Source organism: Rhodovulum visakhapatnamense (assembly GCF_004365965.1).
Taxonomy (GTDB): domain Bacteria; phylum Pseudomonadota; class Alphaproteobacteria; order Rhodobacterales; family Rhodobacteraceae; genus Rhodovulum; species Rhodovulum visakhapatnamense.
This window is the reverse complement of the sequence record NZ_SOEB01000001.1, coordinates 120530-133479: the sequence shown is the minus strand read 5'-3', so window position 1 is coordinate 133479 and position 12950 is coordinate 120530. Positions and strand designations below refer to the sequence as shown.

Sequence of the window (12950 nt, the reverse complement as noted above, 5' to 3'; positions counted from 1 at the left end):
TCGTCCCCGCTGTGGTGTCCTGACGCGGCCTCGCGGCCTGCTGGGTCTTGGCGCGTCCGGCGGGCTGGCATGGCCACCCGCCGGGCGCTTTCATGATCTCGCAGGGGCACCTGCCGCGGCCGTTCGCAAACGGCCCGCCTGCCCTGCCGCGCTCAGGCCTCGCTGGCCAGAGCCTTGGCCTGTGCCACCCAGTCATCCCGACTGACACGGCCTTTGAAGCCTTCCAGGTTCTCGTCCATCCAGGCCACGTCTTTGGCCGTCCAGGACGCGATCTGGTCGTAGTGATAGATCCCCAGATCGTTCACCTGCTTTTCCAGTTTCGGACCGACGCCCTTGATCTTCTTGAGGTCGTCAGCACCGCCGGCCCGAGGAGCCGACAGCGCGGCGGGACGGCTCCCCACCATTTTTTCAGCGGCTGTGGGCGCCGCCTCAGGCTTTGGGGACGAGGTCTCCATCACCGGAGCCTTGGGCGCCGCCTTGGGGGCAGGCGCGGCCTTCGGCGCCGATTTCGGCACGGTCGGGGCCACTTTCGGACCGCCGGGCTTCGGACGGTTCGGGATCACGATTGCGGCATTGGCATCGCGATAGGGCTTCATCGCGGCCATCGCCTCGCGCTTCTTGGCGACCATGGCCGAGAACTCGGCATCGGTGTGGCAGAAACCCCAGGTGAGGATCAGCCCGGCCACCACGAAGGTGCCGACGCCGCCGATGAAGGCGCCGAGGGCCCAGAGGCCGACGGCATAGCCGATGGTGGCCACGGTCAGACCGCAAAGCGCGGCGACCAGCCACCAGAAGATGGCAAACTTGAGTCTTGCTTCTGTGCGAGAAATGTTCATGCGTTCTCTCCGCTACGACGGTTTTTCTTCCGAAGCCATTTGTAACGCCTTAGCTTCCGCCTGTCTTGACGTCTTCCGCCGCAGCCCCCGCCCGACGCCAGGAGGTCAGAACCGGCACTTCGGTTCCATCGATCCGTTTGACCGTATCGCCGATATCGAGCGCCCGCGCCGCGGACGCATTGTGCGCGTTGACCTTCTCGCCGCCGGTCAGGCTGGACAGAGCCCCCTTGGGTTCCGAGGCGAACCGGCCGTTCTGCGGCCCCGGCACCGGGACGTCGCCCTTCGCCAGCGCATCCAGGATCTCGGCCAGCCGCTCGGCGGTGAGGTCTTCGTAATAGTCCTTGCCGACCTGCATCATCGGCGCGTTCGAGCAGGCGCCGAGGCATTCGACCTCTTCCCAGCTGAACTTGCCATCCGCAGAAAGCGTGTGCGGGGTCGGCGCGATCTTGTCCTTGCAGACCGCAATCAGGTCCTCGGCGCCGCAGATCAGGCAAGACGTGGTGCCGCAGATCTGGACATGGGCGACCGAGCCGGTCGGCACCAGCTGGAACATGAAGTAGAAGGTCGCGACCTCCAGCGCCCGGATATAGGGCATGCCCAGCATGTCGGCCACGTATTCGATGGCCGGACGGGTCAGCCAGCCTTCCTGCTCCTGCGCGCGCCACAGCAGCGGAATGATCGCCGAGGCCTGGCGGCCCTCGGGATATTTCGTCAGCTGCGCCTCGGCCCATTTGCGATTCTCGGGCGTGAAGGCGAAGCTGTCGGGCTGGTGAGGGTGAAGGCGTCTCAGCATCGGTCGGAAAACTCTTGGTATTCGGGGAATTGCTCGGCAAGGTTCATCTGTCGACCTCGCCGAAGACGATGTCGAGCGTGCCGATGATCGCCGCCACGTCGGCCAGCATGTGGCCTCTTGAGATATGGTCCATCGCCTGCATGTGCAGGAAGCCCGGCGCGCGCAGCTTGGCGCGATAGGGCTTGTTGGTGCCGTCGGCAACGAGGTAGACGCCGAATTCGCCCTTGGGCGCCTCGACCGCGGCATAAACCTCGCCCGCGGGCACGTGGAAGCCTTCGGTGTAAAGCTTGAAGTGATGGATCAGCGCTTCCATCGAGGTCTTCATGTCGGACCGTTTCGGCGGCGTGATCTTGCCGCGCGCCAGCACCTCGCCGGGTTCCTTGCGCAGCTTGGCACAGGCCTGGCGGATGATGTGAGTCGACTGGCGCATCTCTTCCATGCGGACCAGATAGCGGTCGTAACAGTCGCCGTTCTTGCCGACGGGGATCTCGAAGTCGAATTCGCTGTAGCATTCGTAGGGCTGCGAGCGGCGCAAATCCCACGCCAGGCCCGAGCCGCGCACCATCACGCCCGAGAACCCCCAGTCGAGGATCTCCTGTTCGCTGACGACGCCGATATCGACGTTGCGCTGCTTGAAGATCCGGTTCTCGGTCAGAAGCCCGTTCAGATCGTCGAGCACCCGCGGGAAGTCCACGGCCCAGGCGTCGATATCCTCGATCAGCTGGGGCGGCAGGTCCTGATGCACGCCGCCGGGGCGGAAATAGGCGGCATGAAGGCGGGCCCCGCAAGCGCGCTCGTAGAAGATCATCAGCTTCTCGCGTTCTTCGAAGCCCCAGAGCGGCGGCGTCAGCGCGCCCACGTCCATCGCCTGGGTCGTAACGTTCAGCAGGTGGTTCAACACCCGCCCGATCTCGCAGAACAGCACCCGGATCAGCTGGGCGCGGCGCGGCACCTCGATCCCGGTCAGCTTCTCGATGGCCAGACACCAGGCATGTTCCTGGTTCATCGGGGCCACATAGTCGAGCCGGTCGAGATAGGGCAGGTTCTGCAGATAGGTGCGGCTCTCCATCAGCTTCTCGGTGCCGCGATGCAGCAGCCCGATATGCGGGTCGGCGCGCTCGACGATTTCGCCGTCAAGCTCCAGCACCAGCCTTAGAACCCCATGCGCCGCAGGGTGTTGCGGGCCGAAGTTGATGTTGAAGTTGCGGATCTTCTGTTCGTCGGTCCGCACGTCCTGGAAGGCGTTGTCCTTCATCTCAGACCTCCATCCGGGCGGCGGCGCCGACCCCGAAGCCCTGTTTCCGCGTCGACCGGACAGCGGCCGCGCGACAGTCGTAGCCAGCCCCATTGGCGATGACGGGGATGCAGCAGAGCCGTTCCATCACGCCTTCGCCTTCTCGTCGCCGGGCAGGATATAGTCGGCACCCTCCCAGGGCGACATGAAGTCGAACTGGCGGAATTCCTGCACCAGCTTGACGGGTTCGTAGACGACGCGTTTCTGCGCCTCGTCATAGCGGACCTCGGTATAGCCCGTGGTCGGGAAGTCCTTGCGCAGCGGATGGCCGCGGAAGCCGTAATCGGTCAGCAGGCGCCTGAGGTCGGGATGGCCCGAGAAGACGATGCCGAACATGTCGAACACCTCGCGCTCGAACCAGTTGGCCGAGGGGTGGACCGACACGATCGACGGGATCATTTCGTCCTCGCGCACCGCACAGCGAATGCGGATCCGCTGGTTCTGGTACATCGACAGGAAGTGATAGACGACGACAAAGCGGGCGTCCCGTTCGGGGCGGTCGACGGCGGTGATGTCGACCAGCGACGAGAACCGGCAGCCCGCATCCGAGCGCAGGAATTCGGTGAAGGCGACGATCGCGGCCGGGGCGGCGTCGATGTTCAGCTCGCCATGCGCGACCTCCCAGCCGATCACGCAATCGGGGCGCTTGGCCGCGATCAGGGCACCGAGTTCTTTCAGCGTCTCGTCCATGGCTTACCTCACGATGGTCCCGGTGCGGCGGATCTTGCGCTGCAACTGCAGGATGCCGTACAGCAGCGCCTCTGCCGTGGGCGGACAGCCCGGCACATAGATATCGACCGGCACCACGCGGTCGCAGCCGCGCACCACCGAATAGGAATAGTGGTAATAGCCGCCGCCATTGGCGCAGGAGCCCATCGAGATCACATAGCGCGGCTCGGGCATCTGGTCGTAGACCTTGCGCAGCGCGGGCGCCATCTTGTTGGTCAGCGTGCCCGCGACGATCATCAGGTCCGACTGGCGCGGACTGGCGCGCGGCGCGGTGCCGAAGCGTTCCAGATCATAACGCGGCATCGAGACCTGCATCATCTCGACCGCGCAGCAGGCCAGCCCGAAGGTCATCCAGTGCAGGCTGCCGGTCCGCGCCCAGTTGATGATGTCGGCCGTCGAGGTCACCAGGAAGCCCCGGTCCTGAAGCTCGGCATTCAGCGCCTGGGTCGCCGTTTCGGGATCGCCCCCGGCGGTGTTGGGGCCAGTCATCACGCCCATTCGAGCGCCCCCTTCTTCCATTCATAGGCAAAGCCGATCGTCAGAACGGCCAGGAAAACCATCATCGACCAGAACCCGACAAGCCCGATGGTGCCGAAAGCGACGGCCCAGGGAAAGAGAAATGCAATCTCGAGGTCGAAGATGATGAACAGGATCGCCACCAGATAGAACCGCACGTCGAAGGTCATGCGCGCATCGTCGAAGGCGTTGAACCCGCATTCATAGGCCGACAGCTTCTCGGGGTCCGGGTGGCGGACCGCAACGATCACAGCCGACAGCATCAGGATCAAACCCAGGCCGATGGCCATGCCGAAGAATATCGCGATGGGAAGGTAGTTGCTCAGGAGCTGGTCCACCTCGGTCTCCCTGTCTTGCGTGCCGCGCGCGGGCCGGTGCCGTGCGCACTGGTTTTCCGACCATGACGTTAGTCGGCGCCGCGGCAGAGGGTCAACCGCCCCGCCCCGCGATCCGCGCCCTTCTGTTACAGTGCCGCAGCAGAAATGTATACAGTCGTGCGCATTGAAAATGCGACGATCCGGCTTTTGCCCTCAAAGCCATGTTAAAAGGTGTTTTCCGCCATGGTTTCGGCCGGTTTACGTTCCGAAACGCAAGTGGGTCACCGGTCGGACGGCAGCGCCCAGCCGGGTTTCCGGCGGTCGAAGAAGGCCGCGATTCCCTCAGCCGCTTCGGGGGTTTCCCAGGCCGCGACCAGCCGGGCGATGCTGGCCTCGATGACCGCATCGTCGATCCGCGGCCCAAGGCTCAGCACCTGCGCCTTGGCCCGCGCGACCGCCTCCGGCGCGCAGGCCAGATAGGGCGCGATCTCTGCCTCGACCGCGTCGTCCAGACCGGCGGCGGGCACCGCGCGGGCCAGCAGGCCAAGCGCCACCGCCTCGGCCGCGTCGAAGCGCCGCCCCGACATGAACACCCGCCGCGCATGCGCCTCGCCCAGCCGCGCCACGACATAGGGGCCGATGGTGGCCGGAATCAGCCCAAGCCGGGTCTCGGTCAGCGCGAACCGGGCGGTCTCGACGCCCACGGCCACGTCGCAGACCGAAATCAGTCCGATGCCGCCGCCGAAGGCCTGCCCCTGCACCCGGCCGATCAGCGGCTTCGGCATCTCGTTCAGGGCGCGCAGCATCCCGGCCAGCTTGCGCGCCTCGGCGGCGCGGGTGGCGGCATCGGCCTGCATCTGCGCCGCCATCCAGCCCAGATCGCCGCCCGCGCAAAAGCTCTCGCCCGCCCCGGTCAGCACCACCGCGCGGACCGCCGGATCGGCGCCCAGAGCCTCGGCGGCGCCAGTCAGCGCCGCGATCAGGTCCGAGGATAACGCATTATGCTTGTCCTCGCGCCGCAGCGTGACCCGCGCGACGCCGCGTCCGTCGATCCCGATCTCAAGCCCGTCCTGCATCCTGCCCCTCCCGTTGGCGGTTTCGGGCCAAAGCCTAGCCGCGACCCCGGCCCGGGGACAAGCCGGCCCGCCGAAGCGGCCTTGCAACGCCGCGCGGGCTCGGGCAGCTAGAGGCATGGCCAAACCCAGCACCGTCTTCACCTGCACCGCCTGCGGCGCGACCCAGACCAAATGGTCGGGGCGCTGCGAGGCCTGTGGCGCCTGGAACACCATCGTCGAGGACGTCCCGCTGAGCGCGGGCCCGGCTAAGAAGTCGTTGGGCCCCGCGCGCGGGCGGCGGCTGGCGCTCAGCGATCTGGCGACGTCGGAACCCGAGCCGCCCCGCGCGGCCTCGGGCCTGGGCGAATTCGACCGGGTGCTGGGCGGCGGGCTGGTCCCGGCCTCGGCGATTCTGGTCGGCGGCGATCCGGGCATCGGCAAGTCGACACTGTTGCTGCAGGCCGCCGCCGCCTTCGCCAATCAGGGGCTCAAATGCCTTTACATCTCGGGCGAGGAGGCCAGCGCGCAGGTACGAATGCGGGCGCGGCGGCTGGGGCTGGCCGAGGCGCCGGTGAAGCTGGCCACCGAAACCGACCTGCGCGCGATCCTGACCACGCTCGAGGCCGAAAAGCCCGACCTGGCGATCATCGACTCGATCCAGACGCTCTGGGCCGACATGGTCGACAGCGCGCCGGGCTCGGTCGCGCAGGTGCGCGCCTCGGCGCATGAGCTGACCGTCTTCGCCAAGCGCCACGGCACCGCGGTGATGCTGGTCGGCCATGTCACCAAGGAAGGTCAGATCGCGGGCCCCCGTGTCGTCGAGCACATGGTCGACACGGTGCTTTATTTCGAGGGCGAGCGCGGGCATCAGTTCCGCATCCTGCGCAGCGTCAAGAACCGCTTCGGCCCGGCCGACGAGATCGGGGTGTTCGAGATGACCGGCGGCGGGCTTGCCGAGGTCGCGAACCCCTCGGCGCTGTTCCTGTCCGAACGCGGCACTCCTGCCCCGGGCGCCGCCGTCTTCGCGGGCATCGAGGGCACCCGGCCGGTGCTGACCGAGATCCAGGCGCTGGTCGCGCCCTCGCCGCTGGGCACGCCGCGGCGAAGTGCGGTCGGGCTCGATGCCGGGCGGCTCTCGACGACGCTGGCGGTGCTTGAGGCGCGCTGCGGCATCCCCTTTGCGGGCTTCGATGTCTATCTGAACGTGGCGGGCGGGCTGAAGGTGACCGAGCCCGCCGCCGATCTGGCCGTCGCAGCCGCCTTGCTGTCGGCGCGCGAAGATGTCGCCCTGCCCCCCGACTGTGTCCTTTTCGGCGAAATTTCCCTCTCCGGGGCGCTGCGGCCCGTCGCCCAGACCGAAAACCGGTTGAAAGAGGCGCTGAAACTTGGTTTTTCCAGCGCGATCGCGCCCGAACGCAGCAAGCTCGGCGCACCCGGCGGCATGAAGGTCCGGCAAATGCCCGACCTGACCGCCTTTGTCGGGGAAATATTCGGCGCCGGCTAGCCCGAGGAGGGACCTGATCCATGGAGTCATTCACCGTCGTTGACGGCATCGTTGCCGCCGTGATCCTGGTCTCGGCCGTGCTTGCCTATTCGCGCGGAATGGTGCGCGAGGTCATGGCCATCGCCGGCTGGATCATCGCGGCAATCGTCGCCTTCACCTTCGCGCCGCAGGCCGAGCCGCTGGTGCGCGAGATCCCGTACCTGGGCGATTTCATCGGCAGCTCCTGCGAAATCGCGATCCTGGCCTCCTTCGCGGCGGTCTTCGCGGCGGCGCTGGTCGTGGTGTCGCTGTTCACGCCGCTTCTGTCCTCGATGATCCAGGGCTCGGTGCTGGGCGGCGTCGACCAGAGCCTCGGGTTTCTCTTCGGCGCGGTGCGCGGCGCGCTTCTGGTGGCGGTCGCCTTCTTCGTCTACGGCATGGTCATCACCGATCACAGCTTCCCGGCGGTTGAAAATTCGCGCTCGTCCGCAGTCTTCGCCTCGCTGACCGCCAAGATCGCCGAAACCAATCCCGATCAGGCGCTGGGCTGGCTGACGGTCCAGTACGAACAGCTGGTGGGCACCTGCGGCACGGCGCAATAACCCCACACCAACCGCCCCTTCTCTGCCCCGCGCACAGCCGAGTCGCGCGGGCGTGAACCTTTCTTAATGATCCTTTCGTGACACCGGACGCCGGAGGGACTAGAGAAGGGCCAACTTCCTTCAGACGGATTCGGAGCCCCGCTGCCCATGCGCCAGCCATCCTTCCGCACCATGCCCCCCGCGCATCCCTTCGACGACGACAAGCTCAAGGAGGAATGCGGGGTCTTCGGCGTGATCGGCCTGGCGGATGCCGCCAATTTCGTGGCCCTCGGCCTGCACGCCCTTCAGCATCGCGGCCAGGAGGCGGGCGGGATCGTCTCTTACGACCCGGTGACCGGATTCCAGTCGGCCCGCCGCTTCGGCTATGTCCGCGACAACTTCACCAAGGCCAGCCTGATGGAGACCCTGCCCGGGTCGCTGGCCATCGGCCATGTCCGCTATTCGACCGCCGGATCGAAGGGCCAGACCGCGATCCGCGACGTCCAGCCCTTCTTCGGCGAGTTCGCCATGGGGGGCGCCGCCATTGCCCATAACGGCAACATCACCAATGCCGAGGCGCTGCGCCGCGAACTGATCCAGCACGGCTCGATCTTCCAGAGCTCGTCCGACAGCGAATGCATCATCCACCTGATGGCGCGCTCGTTCCAGAAGACCATCCCCGAACGCATGAAGGACGCGCTGCGCCGGGTCGAGGGTGCCTTCTCGGTCGTGGCGATGACCCGGACCAAGCTGATCGGCGTGCGCGACCCGCTGGGGGTGCGGCCGCTGGTGCTGGGCCGGATCGGCGATGGCTGGGTGCTGAGCTCGGAGACCTGCGCGCTCGACATCATCGGCGCCGAATTCGTGCGCGAGATCGAGCCGGGCGAAATGGTGCTGATCTCGCCCGAAAAGGGGGTCGAGAGCTTTCATCCGTTCGAACACCGCTCCTCGCGCTTCTGCATCTTCGAGCATGTCTATTTCTCGCGCCCCGACTCGATCCTCGGCGGCCGCTCGGTCTACGAGACCCGGCGCCAGATCGGGATCGAACTGGCCCGCGAGGCGCCGGTCGAGGCCGATCTCGTGTGCCCGGTGCCCGACAGCGGCACCCCCGCCGCCATCGGCTTCAGCCATGAAAGCGGCATCCCCTACGGGATGGGGATCATCCGCAACCAGTATATGGGCCGGACCTTCATCGAACCGACCGAGCAGATCCGCAACATGGGCGTGCGGCTCAAGCTGAACGTCAATCGCGCCCTGATCGCTGGCAAGCGGATCGTCCTCGTCGATGACAGCGTGGTGCGCGGCACGACCAGCCGCAAGATCCGCGAGATGATCCTCGATGCGGGCGCGGCCGAGGTCCATTTCCGGATCGCGAGCCCGCCGACCGCCTGGCCCTGCTTCTACGGCGTCGACACGCCCCACCGCGACAAGCTTCTGGCCAGCCGCATGTCCGAGGACGAGATGTGCGACTATCTGGGCGTCGACAGCCTCCGGTTCATCTCGCTCGACGGGCTGTACCGGGCCGCGGGCGAGGCCGCCGGCCGAAACGACCGCTGCCCGCAATATTGCGATGCCTGCTTCTCGGGCGAATACCCGGTGGCGCCCAGCGACATGATCCAGAAGGGCTTCCAGACCAAGGCGGCCGAATAGCCGCCTGCGCCGGATTGTCGCCCGGCCGGTCCCGTCCGGGACCGGGATCTTGACGCCATCGCTCAGGTATTCCAAGGACCGTCCATGACAGACCAGAAACTTGCCCTTGTGACTGGCGCCTCGCGCGGATTCGGCGCGGCGGTGGCCGAAGAGCTGGCGCGCGCCGGCTATCATGTCGTCGCGGTCGGCCGCACCACCGGTGCGCTCGAGGAACTCGACGACCGGATCAAGGCCCTGGGCGGCAGCGCGACGCTGGCGCCCATGGACATCACCGAAACCGACGCGATGCGCACGCTGTGCCGGGGGATCTATGACCGCTGGGGTCATGTCGATCTCTGGGTCCATGCCGCGATCCAGTCGCCGCCCTTCAGCCCGGCCGAGCAGATCGACCTGCCGTTCTGGACCAAGGCGGTGAAGGCCGATGTCGAGGCGCTGGGCGTGCTTGTATCCTTCGTCGCGCCGCTTCTGCGCGCCGCCACGGGCGGCGGCAGCGCGGTCCTGATCGACGATCCGGCCGAAGGCCCCTTCCTGGGCGCCTATGCCGCCTGCAAGGCCGCACAGCGCGCGCTGTTCCAGGCCTGGGAGGCCGAGCAGGCCCGGCTTCAGGACGTGCATGTCCGTCGCTTCGTGCCCGCACCGATGCCCACGAACCACCGCAACCGGCTTTATCCCGGCGAGAAGACCGACACGCTGGCACGCCCGGCCGACGAGGCGCGCCGTCTGGCCGCCGATCTCGGCCTGGCCTGAGGCCCGCCCGCCTGCGGGATCGGCCCCCGGGGCACGCGCGCGTTCTCCGGGGGTGACGGTCGCCGCCCCTCCCGCAAGGTTTCCGGTCCCGGGCCCCGGCATCGCCTTTACGCCTCGGGCCCGCTCCACTATGGAAGGGCCATAAGGCAAGGTTGAGCAGATGCGCATTCTCATCACGAATGACGACGGGATCAACGCCCCCGGGCTGGCGGTGCTCGAGGCCATCGCGGCCGAGGTCGCGGGCCCGACCGGCGAGGTCTGGGTGGTCGCGCCCGCCTTCGAGCAGTCGGGCGTCGGCCACATGATTTCCTACACCCGTCCGATGATGATCGCCGAGCTCGGTCCGCGCCGCTTCGCCGCCGAAGGCTCGCCCGCCGATTGCGTGCTGGCCGGGCTTTACGATGTGATGACCGATGCCCGGCCCGATCTGGTGCTGTCGGGTGTCAATCGCGGCAACAACGCCGCCGAGAACGTGCTTTATTCGGGCACCATCGGCGGCGCGATGGAGGCGGCGCTTCAGGGCCTGCCCGCGATCGCGCTGTCACAATATCTGGGGCCGCTGAATTACGACGAGGATCTGCAATTCGCGGCGGCTGCGGCCCATGGTGCGGCAACGGTCAATGCGCTGCTGGACCGGGGGTCCTGGGACGGCGCCGATTACCGGCTGTTCTACAACGTGAATTTCCCGCCCGTCCCGGCCGATCAGGTCAAGGGGCTGAGGGTCGGGCCGCAGGGCTACCGCCGCGATGCCTCTTTCGGGGTCGAGCCGCATCTGTCGCCCTCGGGGCGCAGGTTCCTCTGGATCCGGGGCGGGGCGCAGAACCTGCCGACCGCGCCCGGGTCGGACGCGGCGCTGAACCTCGACGGCTATATCGCGGTGACGCCGTTGCGCGCCGATCTGACCGCCCATGACTGCATCGCCGACGTGAAGGCCCGACTGGAATGACCGGAGACGACGCGACGGCCGAACGCAAGATGCAGTTCCTGTTCGCGATCCGCTCCAGGGGCGTGACCGACAGGCGCGTGCTGACCGCGATGGAAGAGATCGACCGGGGCCAGTTCGTCACCGGCCATTTCGCACGCCATGCCTATGACGACACGCCCCTGCCCATCGCCTGCGGCCAGACCATCAGCCAGCCCTCGGTGGTGGCGATCATGACCCAGGCGCTGAACCTGCAGCCACGCAACAAGGTGCTCGAGATCGGCACCGGCTCGGGCTATCAGGCCGCGGTGCTGTCGCGGCTGTCGCGCCGGGTCTACACGCTGGAACGTCACCGCAGGCTTGCGGCCGAGGCGCAGAAGCGGTTCGAGGCGCTGGGGCTGACCAATGTCACGGCGATGGCGGCCGACGGATCGCGCGGCCTGCCCGATCAGGCGCCCTTCGACCGCATTCTTGTGACCGCCGCCGCCGAAGACCCGCCCGGCCCCCTATTGGCCCAGTTGCGGGTTGGCGGTATCATGATCGTGCCGGTCGGACAGTCGGACACGGTGCAGCGGCTGATCAAGGTCACCCGCGGCGAGACCGGGTTCGACTATGAAGAGCTTCGGCAGGTCCGGTTCGTGCCGCTTCTCGAGGGGCTCGGTCAGGACTGAGACGGAAGACGACTGCGGCCTGAGACGCCTGAGGCACGTGTTGGCGACTCCAGGAGCCGACGGACGCAAGACGAGAGACCCGAGGGTCCGGCAGAACGGGCCCCGTACGCAGTGAGGATCGAGCGATGGCCCACACCTCCCCCGACCGCCGGTTTCCGGCCCGGCTTCTGGCCCTTGGCCTCGGGATGACCCTGGTCGCCGGCTGCGAGAGCGGCTGGGACTACGATTTCCGCAATCTCGGCAACAACCCCGAGCCCCCGAGGGTCGAGGCCGCGCCCCGGCCCGAGCCGGATCAGCGGGGCGTGATTTCCTACCCGACCTATCAGGTCGCGGTGGCGCGGCGCGGCGATCGCCTTTCGGATGTGGCCGCGCGGGTCGGCCTGCCCGCAGCGGAACTCGCCTCCTATAACGGCATCTCCGCCGATGCGACGCTGAACAATGGCGAGGTGATCGCCCTGCCCCGCCGGGTCGCGGATGCGGGGGGTGTCGCCGCCGCGCCGCTGGGCAACGGCACGATCACGCCCGCGGGCGCGGCCCCGGGCCAGGTCGATATCGCGACACTGGCCGGCAATGCGCTCGACCGCGCGGGCGGCACCGCCCCGGCCGCGGGTCGGCCCGCCGGGCAGGAACCGATCCGGCACAAGGTGGTGCGCGGCGAGACCGCCTATTCCATCGCCCGGCTCTATAACGTGACACCCCGGTCGCTGGCGGACTGGAACGGGCTGGGACCCGATCTGACGGTGCGCGAAGGGCAGTATCTGCTGATCCCGGTCGCAGCGCAGCAAGCCCGACCCTCGGGTGCGGCGGCCGCAGGCACGGCTGTCGCTGCGGTGCCGACCACCACCGAACGTCCGGGCCAGGGCTCGGCGCTGGCGACACCGCCCTCGGCGGCAACCCCGCTGCCCAAGCCCGAACCCGCAGCCAAGCCCGCGGTTCCGGCCTCGCCCGAGATGGCCAAGGACCAGAGCACCGCTTCGGCCCGCTTCGCGATGCCGGTCTCGGGCAGCATCATCCGCGGCTATCAGAAGGGCAAGAACGACGGGATCGACATCTCGGCCAAGGCGGGCACGGCGGTCAAGGCAGTAGCCGACGGCACGGTCGCGGCGATCACCCGGGATACCGACCAGGTGCCGATCCTCGTCGTGCGCCATTCCGACAACATGCTGTCGGTCTATGCCAATATCGACGGGATCGCGGTTCAGAAGGGCGCAAAGGTCACGCGCGGCCAGACCGTGGCGCAGGTCCGTTCGGGCAACCCGGCCTTCCTTCATTTCGAACTGCGCAAGGGCTTCGAGAGCGTCGACCCGATGCCCTATCTGACGCCGTAAGAGCCCGCGAGGCGTCCCCGCAGGGGGC

14 protein-coding genes and 1 pseudogene are annotated in these 12950 nt (G+C 67.6%); 7 read left to right on the top strand and 8 right to left on the bottom strand.

Going from position 1 to position 12950, the window contains the following annotated elements; genetic code table 11:
* Positions 1 to 152: 152 nt before the first annotated feature.
* The 8 genes and pseudogenes from EV657_RS21825 to EV657_RS00615 form a co-directional block, all read right to left on the bottom strand.
* A complete protein-coding gene (locus EV657_RS21825; protein WP_208323197.1) occupies positions 153 to 836 on the bottom strand; it encodes a hypothetical protein in 684 nt (227 codons plus the stop codon).
* Positions 837 to 918: 82 nt separating this feature from the next.
* Positions 919 to 1629: pseudogene (gene nuoE, locus EV657_RS00640) on the bottom strand (NADH-quinone oxidoreductase subunit NuoE); the annotation flags it as partial.
* A gap of 43 nt (positions 1630 to 1672) precedes the next feature.
* Positions 1673 to 2884, bottom strand: coding sequence for an NADH-quinone oxidoreductase subunit D (locus tag EV657_RS00635; RefSeq protein WP_075786509.1), 1212 nt, complete (start codon positions 2882 to 2884; stop codon positions 1673 to 1675).
* Position 2885: 1 nt separating this feature from the next.
* A complete protein-coding gene (locus tag EV657_RS22455) occupies positions 2886 to 3011 on the bottom strand; it encodes a hypothetical protein (protein WP_279587375.1) in 126 nt (41 codons plus the stop codon).
* Positions 3011 to 3613, bottom strand: a complete 603-nt coding sequence (locus EV657_RS00630) for an NADH-quinone oxidoreductase subunit C (RefSeq protein ID WP_075786510.1) — start codon at positions 3611 to 3613, stop codon at positions 3011 to 3013. The genes EV657_RS22455 and EV657_RS00630 overlap by 1 nt, the downstream gene beginning before the upstream one ends.
* A gap of 3 nt (positions 3614 to 3616) precedes the next feature.
* Positions 3617 to 4150, bottom strand: a complete 534-nt coding sequence (locus EV657_RS00625) for a NuoB/complex I 20 kDa subunit family protein (RefSeq protein WP_178390727.1) — start codon at positions 4148 to 4150, stop codon at positions 3617 to 3619.
* Positions 4141 to 4458, bottom strand: a complete 318-nt coding sequence (locus EV657_RS00620) for an NADH-quinone oxidoreductase subunit A (RefSeq protein WP_237399721.1) — start codon at positions 4456 to 4458, stop codon at positions 4141 to 4143. The genes EV657_RS00625 and EV657_RS00620 overlap by 10 nt, the downstream gene beginning before the upstream one ends.
* Before the next feature lie 308 nt (positions 4459 to 4766).
* Positions 4767 to 5561 carry a crotonase/enoyl-CoA hydratase family protein gene (locus EV657_RS00615; RefSeq protein ID WP_113668334.1) on the bottom strand — a complete coding sequence of 265 codons (795 nt, stop codon included), beginning with the start codon at positions 5559 to 5561 and terminating at the stop codon, positions 4767 to 4769.
* A gap of 115 nt (positions 5562 to 5676) precedes the next feature.
* Here EV657_RS00615 and radA point away from each other — a divergent pair, with 115 nt between their 5' ends.
* From radA to EV657_RS00580, 7 genes are all read left to right on the top strand, one after another.
* The gene (radA, locus tag EV657_RS00610; protein WP_112315770.1) at positions 5677 to 7044 is read left to right on the top strand and encodes a DNA repair protein RadA; all 1368 of its coding nucleotides are present in this window, start codon (positions 5677 to 5679) and stop codon (positions 7042 to 7044) included.
* A gap of 20 nt (positions 7045 to 7064) precedes the next feature.
* Positions 7065 to 7625 (top strand): CvpA family protein, encoded by a 561-nt coding sequence (locus tag EV657_RS00605; protein ID WP_075786514.1) that lies wholly within the window; start codon positions 7065 to 7067, stop codon positions 7623 to 7625.
* A gap of 171 nt (positions 7626 to 7796) precedes the next feature.
* Positions 7797 to 9254 carry an amidophosphoribosyltransferase gene (purF, locus tag EV657_RS00600; protein ID WP_134076953.1) on the top strand — a complete coding sequence of 486 codons (1458 nt, stop codon included), beginning with the start codon at positions 7797 to 7799 and terminating at the stop codon, positions 9252 to 9254.
* Between the two features lie 84 nt (positions 9255 to 9338).
* Entirely contained in the window at positions 9339 to 10001 is a 663-nt protein-coding gene (locus EV657_RS00595; protein WP_134076821.1) for an SDR family NAD(P)-dependent oxidoreductase, read from the top strand.
* Positions 10002 to 10161: 160 nt separating this feature from the next.
* Entirely contained in the window at positions 10162 to 10947 is a 786-nt protein-coding gene (surE, locus tag EV657_RS00590) for a 5'/3'-nucleotidase SurE (protein WP_075786516.1), read from the top strand.
* Positions 10944 to 11594, top strand: a complete 651-nt coding sequence (locus EV657_RS00585; RefSeq protein WP_075786517.1) for a protein-L-isoaspartate(D-aspartate) O-methyltransferase — start codon at positions 10944 to 10946, stop codon at positions 11592 to 11594. The genes surE and EV657_RS00585 overlap by 4 nt, the downstream gene beginning before the upstream one ends.
* A gap of 125 nt (positions 11595 to 11719) precedes the next feature.
* Complete coding sequence (locus EV657_RS00580) at positions 11720 to 12922, top strand: LysM peptidoglycan-binding domain-containing M23 family metallopeptidase (protein WP_134076820.1); 1203 nt, start codon at positions 11720 to 11722, stop codon at positions 12920 to 12922.
* Positions 12923 to 12950: the final 28 nt, after the last annotated feature.